Raw genomic sequence first — 23,547 nt, forward strand, 5'->3', positions numbered from 1 at the left:
AGATGAAAAATAATTTTATTTTAGGATTAGCAATTATTTCAATGCTATTCTCATGTACGACAGACGACACTGCGGATATCGTGATCAATGATAACAGTGACAACAGCACCACAATTGAAGGTGGTAACGGCGGAAACACTGGTGAAACTGTTTACTTATCTGGTACTTATACTTCAGATTTAACTTTAGACATTAATAACAATTATGTAATTAATGGTCCACTTATCATGGCTTCTGGAACAACTTTAACTATTCCTCCATGTATGACTATTGAAGCTTTAGCTGCTGGAGCTAATGTATATGTTGCGATTGCCCAAGGCGCTCAAATTGATGCTAACGGGACGGCAGATTGCCCAATTGTGTTTACTTCAAATGCAACTAACCCTGCAGCTGGAGATTGGGGAGGACTAATCTTATTAGGAAGAGCTCCTATCAATTCAGTTACTGGATCTGCAACTTCAACTTCTGAAATTGCAAGTTTACCTTACGGTGGAACCAATGAAGCTGATAACTCTGGATCATTACAATATGTTCGTGTTGAATATGGTGGTGGTGCTGCAGATGGTCAATCTGAAAACAATGGATTTTCTTTTTATGGTGTAGGTAATGGTACAACTGTTAATTACATTCAAGGTTATGTTGGAAAAGATGACGGTATTGAGTTTTTTGGTGGAACTGTAAATGCAAGTCACATTTCTATGATTGGTATGGAAGATGATTCAGTTGATTGGACTGAAGGATTTTCTGGTACTTTAACCGATGTTTACATTGAGCATATGGGAGACCATGATAAAGGTATTGAAGCTGATGGTTACAATACTGATTATAGCAACGCTGCTGGCTACTATTCCAAGCCAACTATCAATAATCTTCACATTGTAGGATTAGGATCTGAAACTGGAAATGAAGCTGTTCGTTTAAGAGCTGGTACTCAAGGTATCTTTAACAATGTTCTTATTGAAGGTTTTGATGAAGGTTTTGATTTAGACGGTGACTCAGGAGACAATCCAACAGGAGCTGGTGTAATTAGTGGTGACTTACATATAACCGATGTTACTTTTAACGATGTTACAACTAAAGTTAAAAATGATACTGGCGTAACCTTTACTGAAGGTGACATCATCACTGGTGATGGTAATGGTACTGGAACTGATTATACTTCTTGGGGAGCAGGATGGACTCATGAATAATTAGAAATTGAACTATAAATAAAAAAGCACCCTAAACAGGGTGCTTTTTTATTTTATCAGAAGATTCTTTTAGAAACCTAATCTCTAGAAGCTATATGAGCTTTATTCGTCCATTCGCTAACACTAGCAATGGTATTATTGCTGTAATCTACTTCCTTTAAAGATGTTTCTGTCCAGAAAAACCACTTGCCTACTTTTTGGCCATTATCATATTTACCTTGAGCAAGTTTGTTTCCTTGAAGATCAAAGCTCGTCCAAGTGCCTTGTAATTTGCCCGCTTGGTTAAAATATCCTGTTTGACTCACTACACCATTATCATGGTAATACGTCGCCTCATACAATTTATTTGACTTTTCTATCTTAGACCCTAATTTACTTTGTGCAAATGATGTAACTCCAGCCAACATCATCACTAAAATCACTAATTTTTTCATGTCTGTTTGGGTTTATTATTTTGTTTCTTACTCAAATATAGTTAATAATTTACTTTCAGGAAACCTTTTCTTAACACTTAGATAACATTAAACTCGTATTTATCTGTTTTTCAATTACTTACCCAATGTTAAGTTTTTAAATTGCGAAGAATTTAACATTCTTAATATTAAATTAATATTATGATTACATAGAAGTTAACATTCTAAAGGATATTTGCAACGTTGTTATAAACACTACGAATAGTTCATATGAAATATTAGTTTTTGTCGACTACCAATAGTATGTTCTATGGAAACTGCCTCAAAAGAGGCAGTTTTTTTATACTCAAACTTAATATTAAGGAAACATTAAGTTAACATTAGAGTAAGTTCTTTGCAGCGACAAAAACTAATACATAATAATGAACAAGAAAATAATCGCATTAGCGGCAATGCTTTTTGCAATAAACTTTTCTAGTAGCCAAACAATAGAAACTTCTACCTTTGGCAAAGGCCTTTTAAATCTAAAAGCAAAAGATAGCTCATGGACCATGAAACTTGGAGCAAGATTTCAAGTGCTTTCCTCGTCCTCATGGGATTATTCCGATCAAAAACTTTCGGACCAAACCACCAGCACGCTTATTAGAAGATCAAGGTTAAAGTTTGATGGATACGCCTTTTCGCCAAAACTAGTTTATAAGCTTGAAATAGGCTTGTCTAACAGAGACATCTCAGGAGGTTCAAAATACACGGGCAATACGCCTCGATATGTAATGGATGCCGTTCTAAAATGGAAATTCTATGAGAATTTTGTACTTTGGTTCGGACAAACCAAATTACCGGGAAACAGGGAAAGGGTTATTTCCTCTGCCAACCTTCAATTTGTAGACCGCTCCATTTTAAATTCTCGATTTAACATTGATAGAGATATTGGATTACAATTACACCATAAAACAGCCATAGGAAATTCTCTTGTCATGAAGGAAATTGTATCTATTTCACAAGGAGAAGGAAGAAATGTAACCACAGGGAATCAAGGAGGCTATCAATACACGGGCCGATTAGAGGTCTTTCCATTTGGTGAATTTGATAAAAAAGAAGATTACATGGGGAGCGACTTGTTAAGAACTCAAACCCCAAAACTATCGCTAGCAGTCACCTATGATTACAATCAAGATGCGGTAAGAACTCGAAGTAATATGGGCTCATATATGGAAAATGATTTAGGTTTATATCAAACCAACATCTCTACAATCTTTGCCGACTTCATGTTTAAGTATAAAGGTTTATCTATCATGGGGGAATATGCCAAAAGAAATGCCGATGACCCAATCGCTAAAAATTCTGATGGCACAGAAACCGGGGATATTGTTTTAATAGGAAAGGGGTACAACATTCAGTCGGGCTATTTATTAAAAAACAATTGGGAGTTTTCTGGTCGTTATTCAAACAATGAATTTGAAGAAATTACCGATGCAGATAGAATGAATTCTTATACCTTAGGAATATCAAAATATTTTGTTGGACATAAATTAAAGTTACAGACGGATTTCTCATATTTGAATTCCGAATCAAATGATAGTGTTCTAGCCAGATTACAGGTAGAAATTCACTTTTAAAATAAAAAATAACAATAAGGTAACATGTCTAAATAATACACTATAGATATTTGCCTCTATTTCTTAAAACACATGGATAATATTTATTTATTAATGGTTATTGCCTTAGCTACCTTAGCAGTTATTGACTTGGTAGTTGGGGTTAGTAATGATGCTGTAAACTTTTTAAATTCAGCAATTGGTTCTAAAGCAATCTCCTTTAAAACCATTATGATTGTTGCCAGTATTGGTATCGCGGTGGGAGCCATATTCTCCAGCGGTATGATGGAGGTTGCTCGAAAAGGGATTTTTAACCCTCATGAGTTTATGTTTGACGAGATCATGATTATTTTCATGGCTGTCATGATAACCGACATCTTACTTCTTGATTTTTTCAACACGGTCGGGATGCCTACTTCAACTACGGTTTCTATTGTATTTGAACTATTAGGTGCTTCTGTTGCAATGGCTCTTATTAAAATTGCCCATCAAAACGGAGATTTTTCTGATGTTGTAAATTACATCAATACCTCCAAAGCAACCTCAATTATTTTTGGGATATTACTCTCGGTGGTTGTAGCCTTTTCAGTAGGGGCTATCATTCAATGGGTAACCAGATTATTGTTATCCTACAATTTTTTAAACAAATCAAAATGGGTAGGTGCAGTATTTGGAGGATTTGCATTAGCGTCTATTACCTATTTTATCTTCTTAAAAGGTATTAAAGGGACTGCTTTTGCAGGTCAAGAATTGGATATTCTAGGTGGAATGAAAATCAGTAAATTTCTTGAAGAAAAAGTACTGATCATTGTCGCTTTAAGTTTTGTTCTTTGGACTTTAATATCCTATGCTTTAATGATCATTTTTAAAACCAATATCTATAAATTAATCATTACAGTTGGAACCTTTGCTTTGGCTTTGGCTTTTGCAGGAAACGACTTGGTTAATTTTATTGGTGTTCCTATAGCTGGTTACCAATCCTACAACGCTTGGGTAAGCTCTGGAGTTTCAGCTGATGCTTTCAGTATGGGTGTCTTGGCTGAAAAAGTGCCAACACCTACTATAATGCTAGTTATCTCAGGATTGATAATGGTAGCAACCTTATGGTTGTCTTCAAAAGCAAAAAAAGTTACCGAAACAGAAATCAACTTATCAAGAGAAGGTGATGGCAAGGAACGATTCCAACCAAATTTCTTATCACGTGGTTTTGTAAGATCGGCTATAGCGATGTCTCAATTTTCTAGCTATTTGTTACCAGGTTCTTGGCAAGAAAAAATCGAAAAACAATTTACCAAACCTACTGCCGCCGTTTCTAAATACAAAGCAGAAGATCAACCGGCTTTTGACATGGTTAGAGCAGCCATTAACTTAACAGTAGCTGCCGCATTAATTTCATTAGCAACATCCATGAAATTACCTCTTTCAACTACCTATGTAACCTTCATGGTTGCCATGGGAACGTCTTTAGCAGATAGAGCTTGGGGAAGCGAAAGTGCCGTTTATAGGGTTGCTGGAGTTCTTAACGTCATTGGAGGATGGTTCTTCACCGCATTCATGGCGTTTATTGCCGCAGGCTTGATTGCCTATTTGATCAATTGGAATGTTAAAGTAATGGTTCCGGTACTTCTTTTACTAGCGCTTATTTTAATTGCTAGAAATTACATTACTCATAGAAGACAAAGTTCTGAAACTAAGGCCGAAGATAGCTTGACTTATTCTGAAAATAGCTCTATCCAGGGTGTTATTCACGAAAGTGCAAAAAACATTGCAAATGTCGTTAAGAGAGGAAATAAAATTTATAGCAATGCTATAAATGGTCTCGCTAAACAAGATTTGGCTTTACTTAAAAAGAATAGAAAGCAAGTTTTGAAATTATCTAATGAGATTGATGAACTTCGAGACAATATTTTTTACTTTATTAAAAACTTAGATGAATCTAGCATTGGAGCAAGCAATTTCTACATTCATGTTCTAGGTTATTTGCAAGACATGGCTCAATCATTGGAATATATTTCAAAAGTGAGTCATAAGCATATCAACAACAATCATAAAAAACTAAAATTCAGCCAAATAAAAGAACTTAAGGAGGTTGATGATAAATTTGAAATTTTATTCAATGATACCAAAGATGCCTTTGACTCGGGGTCATTTGAAAAAATTGGAGCTATATTAAGTAGTAAAAATGAGGTATACGCCTTGGTAAAGGAGAAAATTCAGCATCAAGTAGAAAGAACAAGATCTGAAGAATCAAGTCCAAAAAATACCACCTTATACTTTAGCATCCTTCTAGAAACTAAGGACCTCTTGACTGCAACCATGAATTTAATGGAGGAGTATTATCATTCTCATGATGATTCAGTAAAACCTGCTAAGCCAAGAGCTACAAATGAGGAAGAGTAAAATCTTCTTTCTTCTAATACAAAAAAAAGCATCTCGAATTGAGATGCTTTTTTTATTAACACTTTTTAAAAAATTAAGATCCACACATTAAGCAATCATCACCTTCTGACTCCTTTGCTTGAGATATAAGAGCTTTTAACTCTTCTGGTGACATTGGCTCCACTTCGGTGGTTTCTTGGGCAAATTTCGCAGCTGTTTTAGCCGCCTTATCTTTCTGTTGAGCTACTACCTTTTCATCTATAATCGGCGCTTCCGTTTTTTGCTCTTTTTTGGTATTATCCAAAGTAAACTTAATAGCATCTACAGCACTCTTCGTTCTTAAATAGTACATTCCCGTTTTCAAACCACTTTTCCAGGCATAGAAATGCATAGAGGTTAGTTTTGCCATGGTAGCACCTTCCATAAACAAGTTTAAAGATTGGGATTGATCAATGAAGTATCCTCTATGGCGGGACATATCAATAATATCCTTCATACTTAACTCCCAAACTGTCTTGTAAAGCTCCTTAATGTTTTGTGGAATAATGTCAATATCTTGAATTGAACCATTGGCTCTCATGATTTCTTGTTTCAAGCCTTCATTCCATAGACCTAACTCAACCAAATCTTCCAATAGGTGCTTATTAACAACTATAAATTCACCTGACAAAACTCTACGTGTGTATATATTTGAAGTATAAGGCTCAAAACATTCGTTGTTACCTAAAATTTGAGACGTTGAGGCAGTTGGCATAGGCGCTACTAATAAAGAGTTTCTTACACCATGTTTTTTGACCTCTTTTCTCAATTTCTCCCAATCCCAATTTCCGCTCAATTCATCATCTTTAATTCCCCAAAGATTGTGTTGGAATTCTCCTTGACTAATAGGAGACCCTTCATAGGTTTGATAGGCGCCATCCACTTTAGCTTCTTCCATACTAGCAGTAACGGCTGCGTAATAAAGCGTTTCAAAAATATCTTGATTCAATTTTTTGGCCTCATCACTGGTAAAAGGCATCCTCAATTTAATAAAGGTATCTGCCAATCCCTGCACTCCTAACCCAACTGGTCTGTGACGGAAGTTTGAATTTTTAGCTTCTTCTACCGGGTAGTAATTTCTATCGATGACACGATTTAAATTTTTTGTAACTCGCTTAGTAATCCTAAACAACTCTTTATGGTCAAATTTGCCATCCTTCACAAACATAGGCAATGCAATAGACGCCAAATTACAAACGGCTACTTCATCAGGCGCTGTGTACTCCAAAATTTCAGTACATAAATTAGAAGAACGAATGGTTCCTAAATTCTTTTGGTTTGACTTGCGGTTGGCTGCATCCTTATATAACATATAAGGTGTTCCGGTTTCAATTTGAGATTCCAAAATCTTCTCCCAAAGTTCACGAGCCTTCACGGTCTTTCTTCCCTTTCCTTCTTCCTCATACCTTAGGTATAGAGCTTCAAATTCTTCACTATGAGTATCAGGCAAACCAGGACATTCATTTGGACACATCAAAGTCCAAGGACCATCTTCTTGAACTCTTTTCATAAACAAATCTGGAATCCACATGGCGTAAAACAAGTCACGCGCACGCATTTCTTCCTTACCATGGTTCTTTTTTAAATCCAGAAAGTCAAAAATATCGGCATGCCATGGCTCCATATAAATCGCAAAACTACCTTTACGCTTTCCTCCTCCTTGATCTACATAACGTGCGGTATCATTGAAAACCCGCAACATAGGTACGATTCCATTACTAGTACCGTTGGTTCCCGCAATGTAACTACCTGTAGCTCTCACATCATGAATAGACAACCCAATACCTCCAGCAGATTGGGAAATTTTGGCTGTCTGCTTTAACGTATCATAAATACCATCAATACTATCTTCCTTAACGGTTAATAAAAAACAAGAAGACATTTGTGGTTTTGGCGTACCCGAATTAAATAACGTTGGTGTAGCATGCGTAAAGTATTTTTTGGACATCAACTCATAAGTTTCAACAGCAGCTTCCAAATCATCCATATGAATTCCCACGGCTACACGCATCAACATATGCTGCGGACGCTCTGCTATCTGTCCATTTATTTTTAAAAGATAAGATCTCTCCAAGGTTTTAAAACCAAAATAGTCATATCCAAAATCTCTATTATAAATAATAGTTGAATCGAGAACTTCACGATTATCCATGATCACTTTATAAACCTCATCAGATAACAAAGGAGCTTCCTTTCCAGTTCTTGGGTTTACATAGGTATATAAATCATGCATGACCTCACTAAAGGTCTTTTTAGTATTCTTATGTAAGTTAGAAACTGAGATTCTAGCCGCTAAACGCGCATAATCTGGATGTGCCGTAGTTAATGTAGCTGCAATTTCTGCTGCCAAATTATCCAATTCGCTGGTGGTAACACCATCATACAAACCTTCAATAACTCTCATGGCTACTTTAACCGGATCAACGAGCTCGTTTAATCCGTAGCATAACTTTCTTACTCTAGCGGTGATTTTATCAAACATCACCGGCTCTTTACGACCGTCTCTTTTTACTACATACATAATTTAGTTTGTTTTTATTTTTCTGATACGCCTTCAGAAAAAGGGTTAATTAGCTACTGTCCGAATTTCAAGAATTTAAAATCCAGCGGGTTTATTTAAAGAATTTGGGATACAGAACACAAGTTTCAACACCCCGATATTTATATGTTTGGAAATTAATACCGACTAGAAATCAGCATCAAATTTGAATTTATCTTCTTCCTCCTCCTTATTTAGGACGCCTGCCTTTTGATATTCAGACACGCGCTTTTCAAAGAAATTAGTTTTTCCTTGTAAAGAAATCATGTCCATAAAGTCGAAAGGATTAGTGGTGTTGTATACCTTTTCACAGTCTAGCTCAGTCAAAAGTCTATCGGTAACGAACTCCAAATATTGGGTCATTAGATTAGCATTCATACCAATCAAACTTACAGGAAGTGACTCGGTAATGAACTCTCTTTCTATATCTAATGCATTCGTCAAAATATCTTTGATACGTTCTTTTGGAACTTTATTCACCAAATGGTGGTTATGAAGATGCACTGCAAAATCACAGTGTACGCCTTCATCTCTAGAAATCAACTCATTTGAAAAAGTCAACCCTGGCATTAAGCCGCGTTTTTTCAACCAAAACAAAGAACAAAAGGCTCCAGAAAAGAAAATACCTTCAACCGCTGCAAAGGCGATTAAGCGTTCGGCAAAACTAGGTGACTCAATCCATTTTAAAGCCCAATCGGCTTTCTTTTTAATAGCAGGAAAATTTTCTATTGCCTTAAACAAAACATCCTTTTCCTTTTCGTCCTTCACGTAAGTATCAATCAGAAGCGAATAAGTTTCACTATGGATGTTCTCCATCATTATTTGAAACCCATAGAAGAATTTGGCTTCACTATACTGAACTTCATTAACAAAGTTCTCGGCAAGATTTTCATTCACAATACCATCACTAGCGGCAAAAAATGCCAAAATGTGCTTTATGAAGTACTTTTCGTCATCATTCAATTTAGTATTCCAATCGGTAAGGTCTTGATGAAGGTCAATTTCTTCTGCCGTCCAAAAACTTGCCTCCGATTTTTTGTACCATTCCCATATATCATGGTGTTGAATAGGAAAAATAACAAATCTATCTTTGTTTTCTTGAAGGATGGGTTCTACGGCTTGAGACATTAGAATCGGTTGTTTTTAAATTATTTAGACGAAAATTTTTGTGGTGATTTGGTCTAACAAATATTACCAATTGTGTTTGAAAATGAAAGATTTTAAACCAAACGTTTTCAACAAGTTTTTAACATGGCTTTAAGGAATATTTTTCAGTTAAAAATCAGAAAACAGAACCAAACACACTGATAATGTGACAGATAGTATGCAGACGCAGCAAATTTCAAATTGATAAGATTTACCCTACCAAAAAGACCTTTAGCACGCGTGATACCTCACAGAACCAAGCATTTTTTCAGAAGCTGTAAGAGGAAAGTAATTGTTAATAAAAAAGGTAAAATCAAAAAAGCCAGTTATAAAACTGGCTTTCTGATTGATTAATAGCATACCAATTTGATTGAATGCTTTTTCCCTTTTAATTAATAGCTGAGACAAATATCAAAAATCTTTCAGGTTTTTAGTCCCACAATTGTATAGTTGGTATGAAATTTTGTATAAATGGTAATTTTTTACGCCTTCCAATCTAAAAATACGATAAAATGTGCGTTTCACACATAAATAATTACCATTTATACAACCGTACATTTTTACAATTAATATATTATTATCTTTGGTTATTATGATAAAAGCAGTAATTGTTGACGACGAACCAAAGGCCATTCAAAGCCTAACTTGGGAACTGGAAAATTTCAAGGATGAAATTAAAGTTGTGAAGTCATTTACTTCTCCTGAACTTGCTCTTGATTACCTGGATGAATCCCCTACCGACTGCTTGTTCTTAGACATCAACATGCCCTCAATGGATGGCTTTCAATTTTTGGAAAAACTAACCCATAAGGATTTTGCCATCATCATCACCACGGCTTATAATGAATATGCTCTAAAAGCTTTAAAAAATGAGGCGATTGACTATCTACTCAAACCCATTGATTCTGATGATTTAAAGGACACTATCAAGAAAGTAAAGAAACACATGACAAGTGCTCTTTCGCTTTCAAGGGTAGAAGAAGTCCTTTTAAATTTTAATACCAAACTAAAACATCAAAAACTGACCTTAAATACGGATGGTAAACTTATTTTTTTGGATATTGATGATGTTTTGTACATTGAATCTGATGGAAATTATAGCACCATTCACCTGAATAACCATCAAAAAATGGTAGTGACAAAAAAACTAAAGGATATTAACGCCCTACTACCGGAGAGTGTGTTTTTTAGGATCCACAACTCATATATCATCAACCTAAACAAAATCAAGGAATTTGTGAAAAATGATGGTTATGTTGTGATGACTAGTAACGATAAAATCCCTGTGGCCAGAAAACGAAAATCAGATTTCTTGAATAAATTTTAATGACTCGTCCATATCACATAAAGCGTTTTGTAAAAATCATTTCATTTTTGATCCTTTTCTTTTGTCTGAAAACTTCCATTTGGGGTCAAGAACCTATATTGACTGATGAATTTGTGGCAACTATTGAGAAAATCATTTCTACAAAAACCAAAGATTACGCAAGCATTAACGACCAATTATCTAAACAGAATAGAGACACCCTAAAAATGAAATACTTTTTGGAGCAATCCAAAAAGGCCAATTATTTAGAAGGACAAAGCTATACCCTGAATGCTTTAGGAATTGTTTATAGAAACCTTTCTTCCTATTCCAAGTCTATTGAAATGCACGAGAAAGCCAATGAAATTGCTATTAAAGCAAATAATAAAGAGCTTCAAGTCATCAGCCTAAATATGTTAGGAGTTGTATATCGCAGACAAGATAACGTAAGGGCTGCATTAGACTACCATAAAAGAGCTTTAGAGATTTCAGAAAATACAGAAAACCCCTCAGATGAACTCATCAAAAGTATTGCGGTATCACAAAATAGCATGGGTAATATTTACCTATTGCTACAACAATACGATTTAGCCATAAGTCAATTCAAAAAGTCTTTAAAAATAGAATCTGACACAAAAAATAGTTTGGGACTAGCAATCAATTACCAAAACATTGGATATGCCTTAGAAGAAAAAGGCCTTATTGACTCAGCCTTGGTAAATTACAACAAATCACTTAAATACAACAATATTATTGATTCTGAGGTTGGTCGCGTAATTTGTTACAACAGCATTGCTAAAATAGAAATAAAAAAAGGAGACTATGAAAAAGCGCTCCCAATGATTGAAGAAGCTCTTGAAAAGGCTTTAAAGATAAGCGACCAATACTATATTGCCACCAGCTATCTCAACCTTGGTCTTACCCAACTTAAATTAAAGGATTATCAAAAAGCAGAGGGCAATCTCCTCAAAAGCGTAGATCTATGTAAAGAATTCAACTACACATCTTACGAATCTGAAGCCTATAGCTACCTTTCTGAACTACACGAACAAAAAGGCAACTTTAAAACCTCATTAGACTATCATAAAAAGTATGTAGAGCTGGATAAAGCTATAACGCATCGTAAAAACATCCAGTATGTTAATGACCTTATTCTTGAATATGAAAGTGAGAAAAAGAATAATCAAATTCGTGCATTGGCAGACGAAAATGAAATTGTAAAACTCAAACTTAAACAAAATAAACAAATAGGATTATTAAGTCTTCTTGGAGGATTATTACTTATTGGAATTTTACTTGTCCTTTATAGACAGCGTAAGCTTAAGAACGAAAAAAGAATTTTTTCTTTAGAACAAGAGATGTTAAGAAACCAAATGAATCCGCACTTTATTTTCAACTCTTTAAACTCCATCAAACTTTACATAGTCAATAACGAAAAAGAAAATGCTGTTTATTATTTAAATAAATTTTCAAAATTGATGCGTCGCATTTTAATAGCATCCACTGAAAAAGAAATTTCACTTCAGGATGAATTGGATACAATGCAACTCTATATGAATATTGAAAACATGCGATTCTCAAATGAAATTGATTATCGTGTTGATGTAGAACCTGGAGTCAATCCACTGCTGATTAAAGTACCTTCACTTCTACTCCAACCATTCTTGGAGAACGCTCTTTGGCATGGATTATCTAACAAAGAAGGCGTGAAACAAATTGATGTCTTTGTGAAAAAGAAAAGCTTTGATCATATAGCAATAACCATCACAGATAATGGCATAGGTAGGGAAGCTTCACAAAAAATTAAAAGCCAGAAAAAACTAAAAAGAAAATCTGTGGGAATCGACCTTACAAAAGCCCGCTTGGAAAATTTCTCTAAATCCTACACCTCCAGTTACCAACTCAAAATAGAGGATTTGGTTGAAAACGGAAAAGCTTCGGGGACACGAGTCACGATTGACATCCCGGTAAAATCAATGGTCTTAAAAACAGCTTAACTTAATAATCCTGAGCTACCTTTTCCAATTCCTCATACCAATCCTCTCCAAATTTCCTAATTAAAGCCTCCTTAACAAACTTGTAAACCGGCACCTGAAGTTCTTCACCTAAGCTACAAGCTGGGTCGCAAATGTGCCACTTATTGTAATTTACTGCAGAAAATTCAGAATAATCCTTAACTCTAACTGGATACAAATGGCAAGAAACTGGTTTCTTCCAATCAATGACACCTTTATTGTAAGCCTCTTCAATACCACAAAGCGCCGTACCTTTATTGTCAAAGATCACATAAGCACAATCTGCCCCATCAATCAATGGCGTCTCTAGCTCACCTAAATCGGTTGTTATAAATGTTCCTTGTTCCTCAATCACCTTAATTCCTTCCTCTCTTAAAAAGGGTTTCACCTTAGGGTAGATCTCCTTTAAAATTTGAGTCTCATTCTCCTCTAAGGGCGCACCAGCATCCCCCTCAACACAACAAGCCCCTTTACATGCCGACAAATTGCAAACAAAATCATTTTCAATGATTTCTTCCGATATTATGGTTTTTCCTAATTGAAACATGCTGCAAAAATAGGTAAAGTTTAACTTGTAAATAACATTGTAAATCAGATATAAACATCTACTTTTGCAAAAAATTTCAAAAACCTCATGGAACTAAATGCAAAAGAAATATTTACGGCATTTATGGTACTATTTGCCGTAATAGATATTATAGGAAATATTCCTATAGTTATCGACCTTAGAAAAAAAGCAGGTCATATTCAAAGTGAAAAGGCATCTGTTATAGCGGGAATCATCATGATTTTATTCTTGTTTCTGGGTAAAAATATTTTATCACTAATTGGTATTGGGGTTAATAGTTTTGCCGTGGCTGGTTCCTTTATTCTTTTTTTCATAGCCCTAGAAATGATTTTAGGGATTACTTTATATAAAGAAGACGAGCACAGCTCCATGACAGCAACTGTATTTCCACTTGCATTTCCATTAATTGCAGGCCCCGGAAGTTTAACAACTTTATTATCTTTAAGGGCTGAATTTCATATCGAGAATATCATCATTGCCGTTATTATGAACGTAGTGGTGATTTATATTGTTCTGAAAACTTCTTCAAAAATTGAAAAGTTAATAGGTGCAAGTGGCATCAGTATTATCAGAAAGGTTTTTGGAGTAATCCTATTGGCTATTGCTGTGAAATTATTTGCACATAATATTAAGGAATTGTTCGTTTAACATGAGAATTTTAATCATCATTTTATCTGTGTTGGCCCTCATTTTAATGGCCTTCAATATAACTCAAATCGACTTTGACCATCCTTTTGAAGGCCAAAGTATTATCGCCTTGATAACCATTTTGGCAAGTTTGTGCGCCCTGGTTTTGCTACAAATTTTAAGAATTTCCAAAAAGATCGAAAAACAAATTGGAAAATAAGATGGTTTTTGATGCATTAATCATAGGAGGTGGTGCCTCTGGAATGTCTTGTGCCCTAATTTTAGGTTCTGCAGGAAGCAAACCTTATGCAGAGAACAAAAAGGTAGGCATCATTATGCATCAAAAAACGTCCCATCTTCAAACCGCTCTTTTCAATAATGTTTTGGGTTTGGCCCCAGGAACTACTGGGGAATCTATTCTGCATGAAGGTAAAGCACAATTAAAGGCGCTATACCCACATGTGGAGCAGATTGAAAAAGAAAAAGTGCTCTCCATCAATGAAGAGAGTCATTTCTATATCATTAAAACAAATAAAAACACCTATCAAGCCAAAAATGTGGTCATAGCTGTGGGATATACAAACTTGTTCTCCATTAAAGGATTGGAAGAATTCGTAGCGCCACATCCAAGAGCCAAAGAAGAGAAAAATAGAATTTGGCTCAGAAATGAAAATCATCTCATCAAAAATGGGCTATTTGTTTGCGGGTCCCTAGCAGGATGGCGAAGTCAATTTTCAATTGCAGCAGGTAGTGGGGCTCAAGTAGCTACCGATATTTTAACCAAATGGAACAACGGAGAACACTCCCAAGTTCACGACAAAATTTAAGGTTTATCTTGACTTAATTGAATGACTTCATCAATCATGATGTCATTTTGATTGAGAATTTCTTCATAGGCGCCTTTACCGTATAATTGATCAGCGAGATTAGCCTTTATGTATTGCTTAACCTCATCATTATAAGCTATGAAAGTGATATTGGCCCTGGTTTTATCATTTAGATAATTTTGAAACTCCAAGACTAAATCATCATCTGTAACAAAGGAATCAATAAACGTATCACGGTCATAAGCATCATAAGCATGCCTATCTGCCTCTAGATACTCAAAAACAAAATTGCTGATAAAACCGCGTCTTTGAAGATAAGTAAGGGTTTCATTTTGCATACCCATATCTAATGGCACAAAAACATCTGGTATGATACCACCCCCGCCATAAACAACCTTTCCTTTAGGCGTTGTGAATTTTAAAGAGTCATGAACCTCTATTTTACTACCATCCAGTAATTCACCACGCTCCAAACGCTCATAGTATTCATCATAATAATCCTGATTGCCGTTAGTGTAAGATCGTTGAATGGATCTTCCTGTTGGTGTATAATACCTAGAAACCGTTAATCTTACGGCACTTCCATCTCCAAGATCCATTTCTCGCTGCACCAATCCCTTTCCATACGATCGTCTTCCCACAATCGTTCCTCTGTCATTGTCCTGAAGCGCACCTGCCACAATCTCACTGGCAGAAGCCGAATTTTCATCTATTAATACATAAACTTCACCATCTTCAAAATCTCCTTTTTTAGTAGCATAACTCTTTTCAATATCCCCTCGCTTGTTTTTGGTGAAAAGAATGAGCTTGTCATCTTCTAAAAATTCATCAACAATTTGCTCTGCCACCCCTAAAAATCCTCCTGGATTTTCTCTCAAATCCAAAACCAATTCAGTAATACCTTGATCTTGGAGCTTGGTAAGTTGCTTTTTAAATTCCTTATAGGTGGATTCTGCAAACCTGTTGATTTTAATATATCCCAAACTCTCTGTTAGTTTATAAGCGGCATCAACGCTTGCAATAGGGATATGATCTCTTTTGATTTTAAAATTTAAGAGGCGGTCTTCATCTTTTCTGTAAACTGTTAAACGAACGGTTGAATTAACTGGACCTTTGAGTTTTCGAATAATATCATCATTTTCAATGTCCTTACCATATAAGGTATCTCCATCAGCCATAATAATTCTATCCCCCCCCTTTATACCGGCACGATCACTTGGACCTCCTTCCACTGAGCGAATGACCGTTATGGTATCTCTAAACGTATAAAAATTAATTCCAATCCCCACAAAATCACCTTTCATGTTATCTGTGACCCGTTCCATTTCCTCCTTTGGAATATAAACAGAATGCGGATCTAGATTTTCAAGAATTCCATTAACAGTAACGTCCACAATGCTATCGGTATTGACATCATCTACATACTCATAATCGATGTAATCTATCAACCTGTTTAGCTTGTCTTTTTTACTATTGCTTGAGAATAATCTATCGTTGGCATCAGCATAGTCTAAATTGCCTCCAATATAAATTCCAAACGCTATAGCGATTCCTAGAAATAAAGGGATATATGTTTTGTTGAATTTCAAATGTCTTCTTCTAAATCTTCTAATAACTTTAGCTCAATACCAGCCTTTTTCATGAACTGCAAACCTGAATCATCCTTATAGGGTTTTTCATAAACTACCCTAGTAATTCCAGCCTGATGAATGAGTTTGCTACATTCCTTACAAGGCGATAGTGTTATATATAACGTAGCTCCCTTACAAGATTGTGTAGAGGATGCTACTTTTAATATGGCATTGGCTTCAGCATGCAGTACATACCATTTGGTATAACCCGCTTCATCTTCACAAAAATTTTCAAAACCAGTCGGGGTTCCATTGTATCCATCAGAAATGATCATTCTATCTTTTACAATAATAGCTCCTACCTGCTTTCTTTGACAATACGACAATTTCCCCCACTCTTTGGCCATTCTTAAATAGGCTTTGTCGTACTTAAGCTGTTTATGTTCTTTCATTAAAATTTATGATTAACTAAGATACTCGGTTGCAAACTGAATTACAACGAGTTGATTAAAGTTTATGAAAAATTTATAGTTAGTTTAAGATAACCAATCGCTGTTCAGAATCATTGGAATTGTTAACCCTACCACTATAGAGGAGAGGACCATGACCCAATCTCTCTTGTTAAATCGGAATAAGGTTTGGGTGAGATATCCCAAAAACAATACGATAAATACAATGATAACTTGAGCAATTTCAATTCCCACAGCAAATTCAACCAGGGTTAATAACTTATTATCACTACCTCCTACCAACATCTTAAATTCCCTGGCAAATCCCAAACCGTGAATTAACCCAAAAAATAAGGTAGTTAAAAACAAGACACCCACTTTTTCCTTTTGAGCTCCTTTACCTGCTGTAAACACATTAAACAAGGCTACAACCATGATGCTTACAGGAATTAAAAATTCTACTAAGGCTCCATTAACTTTAACCACATCATAAGAAGCTAGAACTAATGACAAGGTATGACCTAACGTGAACATAGAAACCAAAAGCAATACCCGTTTCCAATCTTTAAAAACATAAGGCACCGTCAAAGCCATTAAAAAAAGTACGTGGTCATATGCATTAATATCCAAAACATGATGGATTCCGTATTCCACGTTAAATAAAAAATCGTCCCACATAGACTCCAATTTTAGGTTGCCTCAAAAGTACAATTTCAAAATGGATAACATGAGTTTTAACGCAACTTTAGAAATATGCTCGTAGAAACACATTAGGGGTAAAGCCCAATGCCTGCTGAACCACCTCATTTATTTGGTTGTCGTTTACTTGATAAAACCGGTTTAATTCATTGTTGTGGTTTAATAAATTCCAAATGGAAAAACCTATTTTAGCCCGAGCCTTCCGATGCAAATGAAAATCATAGGACCCTGAAAGATCAATCCTTAAATAATCATCCAACCGATTGGCATTGGTTTCTCCAAAAACAACTTGGCCATCTGAAATAGATGATTCTGAAAGAGGTTGGGAAATAGGCCTGCCTGTATGCCAATTAGCTCCTGCTGAAAGCATAAATCCTTTATTGGAATAAGTACATCCTAGAGTTACAGCATGGGTGATATCATAATTACTAGGAAAAGACCCACTTTCCAAACTATCAAAATGATAGACATTGTCCATGTAAGAATAGCTTGTCCAAAGATTGATTTTTTCAAATGCCTTTCGAAGTAAAACATCGACTCCCAAAACCTCATAATCGCCACTTGAACTTATATATTCATATTGGTTTTGAAATCCCTGACTCTGTGCTGTAATCCCTTCCACTTTTTTTGAATAGCCCTCTATACTAATAAGCCATTTATGCCTTTCAAAAGTTAGTCCTATTGATCCTTGTTGACTTTCCATTATGGGAATATCCTCATTATTTGCTAGCTGCCACCTTCTCTTTTCTATCCCCAAGAAATCATTTTGAAAATTCACTATCTGTGAGGTACTTTGGTGCTTCATTTCTCCTAAAATCTCTAAGGTCAAGCCATTGACAATCTGATAAGAAACATTGAGCCGAGGTTCTAAATAATAGGATTTGAATTTTTCCAAATACTCATACCTCCCTCCCACGGCCAAATTCAACATTCTATTTTTTGATCGATAGCCCCCTTGCAAGAATGCACCATGACTTCTTAATACCTCAGCCACCAATAGCTTATAGGTTGGGTTATCAACATCATCTAAATTGCGAACTTTAGTTTCAACAAAATGATAACCGCTCATCACATTAAACAACTCTTTAAAAGATTTATTGAGTTTTAGTTTGAAGCTAGATTCTGAAACTGAATTTTCTTGTAAAAAACGTTGAGAATCCAATATATTAGCATTAGTCGATTTCAACTTATAATCGGTTTCATAAATTTCAATCTCAGAGCGCAAGGAGTGCGACCAATTTCTTGTATATAGTAAGCCTCCAGCAAAACTATTCTGGGTCAATTTACTTTCCCTTGACTCATTTTGATCATTAACTACTGCATTTTCATTAAAAAGCAGTGCATTATTGACATTTAAAAAATTGAATCGAAGATGATCCTTTTCTGTTACCTGCCACAGCCACCTCAACGACGCATCATAAAAATTAAACTGTTTATCAGAGTTGGTTACCAAACCACTTTCTTCAATTTCGGTGTCTTGAGAAATGCGATCAAAAAACTCATTATACGTAGGTGTTTTTATAAAATCACTAATCGATTTTCTACCTGCTATTTGTACCGAGGAATTTTTACCTACAGGCACGTCCAGAAATGCATTGGCATCTATCAAACTCAACCCAAAATTGGCTTCAAGAACAGGCGTAATATTACGATCGGTTTTCATTAAAATTGTTCCAGAAACACCATCTGTATAAGAAGCGTCAGCCGCATTTTTTAATAAGGATACTTCCTCTGTAATTTGTGGATTATACATAGAAATCAATCCGAAAAAATGCCCTGATTGATACATTTTTATTCCATCCCACAATATAAGATTCTGATCATGAGTCCCACCTCTTATATTGATATTGGAGACTGTTTCATTAACACTTTGAACACCCGGAAAAGCCTGTAATGAGTGAAGTACATCGGCATCTACAATTCCAGGAAGGATGTCAAAATCTGTGTAATTTATTTGAAAAGACCCATCACTAACCTTATTGACCCCCTGTGCCATAAAATTGGAAATTACCACTTCGTTTAATGCTTGTAAATTTGGTTGAAGTAAATAATTGAGGCAATCTCCTTTAACCATATCTTTTACAAATCTAACCGAAGAAGTATAACCCAAATGCCTTAAAGCAATCCTTCCAAATTGATTCTTGACCATGAGCTGAAAAAAACCGTTTTCATCACTTACTGCATAATCTATTTCTGATTTTATGGTTGCGCTTTCAATGGCCTCCATTGTATTGGCGTCAAGTAAGTATCCACAAATCATAATACCCTCCAATTTCCTTATGGAAATAAAATAATCATCTGTTTTGACAAACAATAGACCTGTTTGGTTTTTCAGATAAGCCAAAACTTCATCTAGTGACTGGTTTGAGGGAGGAGGTGCAAGCCTAATCTTTGAAACAACATCATTGGCATAATTAAATTGAACTTGATATTGCTTTTGAACTTCTTGCAGAATATCATGAAGTTCCTTATCCCCGTGAATTTCTTGTGAGAAACTCGAAGGAATGAAAAAAAGCAAAAAACATAAGAAAGCCCCAAAAGTTTGCCTTTTAATTGGCATGTATAAGAATATGATTATTAGTTTCTATTGAAAAACTCATGTTCATCGGTGCAGTGATTGCCTGTAAGGCCTTACCAAGGTCATCATGCGAAAATCCTCCAGTAAATGAGCGGTGAACATCGACATTCTCAAAGTCCACCTCAACTCCAAATTGCCTTTCTATTTCAGCCAAAACTTCTTTGAAAGGCACATTTTCAAACACACTTTGGTTATCCATCCAAGTGGGTCTACCAAAGTTCACATTTCCTTCTTCTAATTTACTATTTAATATTCTAATAGCCTTTCCTGGAGTCAAAAATCGCTTCAATGTATCCGCAACAACCTGAACCTTCCCTTCAAAACAAACGACTTCAAAGTAATCGTGACGTTGCTTTACATTAAATTGTGTCCCCACTACGGTAACCGTTCCGCTTTGCGTAACAACATCAAAAGTTTTCCCTTTTTCAACTTTAAAATAAGCCTCACCCTTTAACTTAACCGTCCTGGATTGATCCCAATTAGATTCATCAAAAGAAATTTTAGATGCCGCGTTTAAAGTCACCAAAGACAGGTCGGGCAGCTTTATTTCTCTTTGCTCACTTGCCACCGTTGTAACAACTGTTTGACTATTAAACATAAAAGCTGCAAAAAGTCCAAAACCGATCACCAATATCGCAGCAACTTTCCAAATCCAGTTTTTCTTCTTTTTAGAAACTACCTGATTTTTTGCTTTATACTGGGATTCAAATACTTCAAATGAAGGCATCTGATTGTCCGCATCCGATTTAAAATAAGTTGCAGTATCCAAAATTTTCTTGAAATCGGCATATTCTTCTAGCGACTGAAACATTTTGAGCTCCTCAGCATTAAGATCATCATTCAACCATTTTCTCACTAACTCTTCCTTATTCATATTTGACCTATTTATTGATATAACAACTGAGTGCTAAAAAATCCTGATTATTTTATTTTAAAGTGTTCCAACTCCTTCTTTAAGGTATCAAAAGCGGAATAAATTCGATATTCCACCACTTTTTTGGTCACCCCCAGCATTTCAGCAATTTCGGTGTGCTTCTTCCCTTCCACCTTACTCAACATAAAAGCAACGCGCTGATCTTCTGGAATCTTGGATAACACTTTCTGATATCTTTCGAGGTATTCTTTTTCTTCCAAAACGAATTGAGGCGTTTCAACACTTTGGCGCCTAAGTTTTAATTCGGCATGTTTCAAGACTACTTTTTGATGTTTAATTTCATTCAACATCATGTTGTTTGCCACCGTGAAAAGATAGGATTTTGCTTTAGATAAAGTTATCTGCTTACATTGGTTCCAAAGAGTAACAAAGGCTTCTTGAGCCTTATCTTCCGGATTAAATTTCTCTCCATACTTATAATATAAAAAATCATATAAGTCCTTGGAGTATTTATTGTAAATACTTGAGAACACAGATTCTTCACAAATATTTTTATGCAGTTCTTTAGCCAAGTGAATTCATTCTGGTTTCTAAAGGTATATAAATATTTTAAAATTTTTTCAGGAGATTTTAGGACTCAGTTGTTTCATTAATAAAGACATCCTTTTAAATCTTATGAAAATTAAATTTTTCCATATTGCATTACTACTCTTGACCATCTTCTCATCCTGCAGAAAAGAGGAAATGGAATTTATAGACACGAGCCCAGAGGACACAATCGAAGCCAATTCAAGTGTAGCCATGAGCATGCAGCGTATAGCCATGAAAGATGGTTCTCCTGATAATATTATTGATCAAGCCAATTGTTTGACGGTTGATTTACCTGTTACCGTGGTAGCCAACGGCACCGAATTAATCATCGCTTCAGAAGATGATTATAGTTCCATCGAAGCCATTTTTGATGATTCTATAAGCGATGTTGATTTTCTTGAGATTTATTTCCCCATTACGGTCATCTTTAGCGATTATTCAACCACAGTCATTAACAATCAAACCGAGTTAACCAATTTGGCAGCCACTTGTACTGGTGAAAATGAAATTGACGACGACATAGAATGCCTCGATTTTGTATATCCCCTAAATCTTTCCATTTTCAATTTGGAGAACGAACTTCTTTATGCCATAACCCTCCTTGATGACAGTGAACTTTACACTTTTATTGCTTCTTTAACACCTGAAATAATAGCGCAGATGCAGTTCCCGATAAGCATTCAATTGTTTGATAACACACAAATGGTTATTAACAATCTCAACGAATTGGAATCGGCCATTTTATCGTACGGTAATGAATGTGATGAAGATGATGATTATGATTATAATGATGACGACTGTATCGGCTGCAACCCCAACTTGATTGTAGAAATATTAACTAATTGTAGTGATTGGAGCGTTGATAAATTAGAAAGGAATGGCAATGACTATGATGATCTTTATATTGGTTATGTCTTTAATTTCTATACAGACGATTCCCTTTCCGTTACTTATGGCTCTAATACGATTTATGGCACTTGGAGTACTGCAGACAATAATGGCACAACTATAGTCGTCATAAATATACCTAGCTTACCATACTGTAACAACGATTGGATCCTACACGAACTAGATGCTCCTCCAGGTGAAACTAAAGTAGACCTTAGACTAGGAGATGATAGAATTAGATATGAAAATTACTGTAATTAAATCCCTTTAAACAAATACGTTATGAAAACCAAACACACCTTTTTTTATGCCCTATTAAGCCTTTTATGTTTTTCACTTATGTCTTCTACCTGTTCTTCAGATGATGATGACAACATGCCTAACTCATCTGTTCAAGATGCCGTTATGGTATCCCAGTCTGGCACATGGAAAATTAGCAGTTTCATTGACTCTGGTCAAAATGAAACCAACCATTTTACTGGGTACACATTCACCTTTGAAGACAATGGGGATTTAACAGCAACCAACGGCTCAAACACTTTAACAGGTTCATGGTCTATTACTAACAGCAACAGTAATGTCGACAGCAATGATGATATGGACTTCAACATCTTCTTTCCAGTTGATGAAAGCAGTGCTTTTGAAGACCTTAACGATGATTGGGACATTTCTTCATACAATGAAAACACAATCAACCTCATTGATGTAAGTGGTGGAAATGGAGGAACAGACACCTTGACCTTTACAAGACTATAGAAATGAAAATTGAAAAAGAAAATACCATTGAAGTAAATAGCTGAAAACCAAATACTGCTCTAGTTTGTAGTCTTTTCTGGAGCAGTATTTACAAAACCAAACCTTATGAAAAAAATAATTGTAGTTATTGTCTTGGTTGTCATTGGTATTGCATCCTATTTCTATGTTTCAAAAAACCATAGGAATATTGCAAAGGAAGAAGCCACCTATCAGTTTACGGCTGACGAGCTAGCCTCTCAATTTGCTATAAATCCAGATCAGGCTGAATCCAAATACCTTAATCAAGTCATTAAGGTATCAGGAACCATATCCGAAGCAAATGAGCTTGAATTAGTTTTGGATCATACCGTTGTCTGCTTGTTCCAAAACACACCAAATTTACCTTCTAAAAATAAAATTCTTACCTTAAAGGGACGCTTTATAGGTTACGACAACTTACTGGAACAGTTGAAATTAGATCAATGCATTATTATTAATTAACATCAAAACCTTTT

General features: G+C 35.4%; 21 protein-coding genes. 11 read left to right on the top strand and 10 right to left on the bottom strand.

What is annotated here, in order from left to right; all coding sequences use genetic code 11:
* Positions 1-2: 2 nt before the first annotated feature.
* Entirely contained in the window at positions 3-1,190 is a 1,188-nt protein-coding gene (locus GZ212_RS00600) for a hypothetical protein (RefSeq protein WP_053970551.1), read from the top strand.
* Positions 1,191-1,267: 77 nt separating this feature from the next.
* On the opposite strand, the gene GZ212_RS00605 is transcribed toward GZ212_RS00600, so the two are convergent.
* A complete protein-coding gene (locus GZ212_RS00605; RefSeq protein ID WP_166956261.1) occupies positions 1,268-1,624 on the bottom strand; it encodes a toxin-antitoxin system YwqK family antitoxin in 357 nt (118 codons plus the stop codon).
* Between the two features lie 401 nt (positions 1,625-2,025).
* On the opposite strand from GZ212_RS00605, the gene GZ212_RS00610 reads away from it, so the two are divergent.
* Both GZ212_RS00610 and GZ212_RS00615 read left to right on the top strand, forming a co-directional pair.
* Positions 2,026-3,222 (top strand): porin, encoded by a 1,197-nt coding sequence (locus GZ212_RS00610; protein ID WP_166956264.1) that lies wholly within the window; start codon positions 2,026-2,028, stop codon positions 3,220-3,222.
* 72 nt (positions 3,223-3,294) lie between these two features.
* Positions 3,295-5,601 (top strand): inorganic phosphate transporter, encoded by a 2,307-nt coding sequence (locus GZ212_RS00615; RefSeq protein WP_166956267.1) that lies wholly within the window; start codon positions 3,295-3,297, stop codon positions 5,599-5,601.
* Positions 5,602-5,674: 73 nt separating this feature from the next.
* Here the strand turns inward: GZ212_RS00615 and GZ212_RS00620 are convergent, their stop codons facing one another.
* Both GZ212_RS00620 and GZ212_RS00625 read right to left on the bottom strand, forming a co-directional pair.
* Positions 5,675-8,140 (bottom strand): ribonucleoside-diphosphate reductase subunit alpha, encoded by a 2,466-nt coding sequence (locus GZ212_RS00620; protein ID WP_166956270.1) that lies wholly within the window; start codon positions 8,138-8,140, stop codon positions 5,675-5,677.
* A gap of 165 nt (positions 8,141-8,305) precedes the next feature.
* The gene (locus GZ212_RS00625; RefSeq protein ID WP_166956273.1) at positions 8,306-9,286 is read right to left on the bottom strand and encodes a ribonucleotide-diphosphate reductase subunit beta; all 981 of its coding nucleotides are present in this window, start codon (positions 9,284-9,286) and stop codon (positions 8,306-8,308) included.
* Positions 9,287-9,896: 610 nt separating this feature from the next.
* Here GZ212_RS00625 and GZ212_RS00630 point away from each other — a divergent pair.
* Complete coding sequence (locus GZ212_RS00630) at positions 9,897-10,631, top strand: LytTR family DNA-binding domain-containing protein (RefSeq protein WP_166956276.1); 735 nt, start codon at positions 9,897-9,899, stop codon at positions 10,629-10,631.
* Entirely contained in the window at positions 10,631-12,607 is a 1,977-nt protein-coding gene (locus GZ212_RS00635; RefSeq protein WP_166956279.1) for a tetratricopeptide repeat protein, read from the top strand. Before GZ212_RS00630 ends, GZ212_RS00635 begins: the two co-directional genes overlap by 1 nt.
* 1 nt (position 12,608) lies before the next feature.
* Here GZ212_RS00635 and GZ212_RS00640 read toward each other — a convergent pair whose 3' ends face one another.
* Positions 12,609-13,172, bottom strand: a complete 564-nt coding sequence (locus tag GZ212_RS00640) for a DUF3109 family protein (RefSeq protein ID WP_053970558.1) — start codon at positions 13,170-13,172, stop codon at positions 12,609-12,611.
* Positions 13,173-13,259: 87 nt separating this feature from the next.
* Between GZ212_RS00640 and GZ212_RS00645 the strand changes: the two genes are divergently transcribed.
* The 3 genes from GZ212_RS00645 to GZ212_RS00655 are packed head-to-tail and all read left to right on the top strand — an operon-like array spanning position 13,260 to position 14,647.
* Positions 13,260-13,841 (top strand): MarC family protein, encoded by a 582-nt coding sequence (locus GZ212_RS00645; RefSeq protein ID WP_053970559.1) that lies wholly within the window; start codon positions 13,260-13,262, stop codon positions 13,839-13,841.
* Position 13,842: 1 nt separating this feature from the next.
* Positions 13,843-14,040, top strand: a complete 198-nt coding sequence (locus GZ212_RS00650; RefSeq protein ID WP_053970560.1) for a hypothetical protein — start codon at positions 13,843-13,845, stop codon at positions 14,038-14,040.
* Between the two features lies 1 nt (position 14,041).
* Entirely contained in the window at positions 14,042-14,647 is a 606-nt protein-coding gene (locus tag GZ212_RS00655) for an FAD-dependent oxidoreductase (protein WP_166957227.1), read from the top strand.
* Here the strand turns inward: GZ212_RS00655 and GZ212_RS00660 are convergent.
* The 6 genes from GZ212_RS00660 to GZ212_RS00685 form a co-directional block, all read right to left on the bottom strand.
* Positions 14,644-16,236 (bottom strand): S41 family peptidase, encoded by a 1,593-nt coding sequence (locus GZ212_RS00660; protein ID WP_166956282.1) that lies wholly within the window; start codon positions 16,234-16,236, stop codon positions 14,644-14,646. The genes GZ212_RS00655 and GZ212_RS00660 overlap by 4 nt on opposite strands.
* A complete protein-coding gene (locus tag GZ212_RS00665) occupies positions 16,233-16,670 on the bottom strand; it encodes a dCMP deaminase family protein (protein ID WP_053970562.1) in 438 nt (145 codons plus the stop codon). The genes GZ212_RS00660 and GZ212_RS00665 overlap by 4 nt, the downstream gene beginning before the upstream one ends.
* Before the next feature lie 84 nt (positions 16,671-16,754).
* Positions 16,755-17,345 (bottom strand): HupE/UreJ family protein, encoded by a 591-nt coding sequence (locus GZ212_RS00670; protein WP_166956285.1) that lies wholly within the window; start codon positions 17,343-17,345, stop codon positions 16,755-16,757.
* Between the two features lie 67 nt (positions 17,346-17,412).
* Positions 17,413-19,884, bottom strand: a complete 2,472-nt coding sequence (locus GZ212_RS00675; protein ID WP_240923687.1) for a TonB-dependent receptor plug domain-containing protein — start codon at positions 19,882-19,884, stop codon at positions 17,413-17,415.
* A 31-nt stretch (positions 19,885-19,915) separates the two neighbouring features.
* Entirely contained in the window at positions 19,916-20,818 is a 903-nt protein-coding gene (locus GZ212_RS00680) for a FecR family protein (protein ID WP_166956291.1), read from the bottom strand.
* A gap of 47 nt (positions 20,819-20,865) precedes the next feature.
* Positions 20,866-21,390 carry an RNA polymerase sigma factor gene (locus GZ212_RS00685; protein ID WP_206080356.1) on the bottom strand — a complete coding sequence of 175 codons (525 nt, stop codon included), beginning with the start codon at positions 21,388-21,390 and terminating at the stop codon, positions 20,866-20,868.
* 103 nt (positions 21,391-21,493) lie between these two features.
* Between GZ212_RS00685 and GZ212_RS00690 the strand changes: the two genes are divergently transcribed.
* The 3 genes from GZ212_RS00690 (at position 21,494) to GZ212_RS00700 (ending at position 23,533) form a co-directional block, all read left to right on the top strand.
* Positions 21,494-22,558, top strand: a complete 1,065-nt coding sequence (locus GZ212_RS00690; protein WP_166956294.1) for a hypothetical protein — start codon at positions 21,494-21,496, stop codon at positions 22,556-22,558.
* Positions 22,559-22,579: 21 nt separating this feature from the next.
* A complete protein-coding gene (locus GZ212_RS00695) occupies positions 22,580-23,053 on the top strand; it encodes a hypothetical protein (RefSeq protein ID WP_240923689.1) in 474 nt (157 codons plus the stop codon).
* Positions 23,054-23,158: 105 nt separating this feature from the next.
* Entirely contained in the window at positions 23,159-23,533 is a 375-nt protein-coding gene (locus GZ212_RS00700; protein WP_166956297.1) for a hypothetical protein, read from the top strand.
* Positions 23,534-23,547 lie beyond the last annotated feature (14 nt).

It is taken from the genome of Mangrovimonas sp. CR14 (assembly GCF_011764015.1).
Classification (GTDB): domain Bacteria; phylum Bacteroidota; class Bacteroidia; order Flavobacteriales; family Flavobacteriaceae; genus Mangrovimonas; species Mangrovimonas futianensis.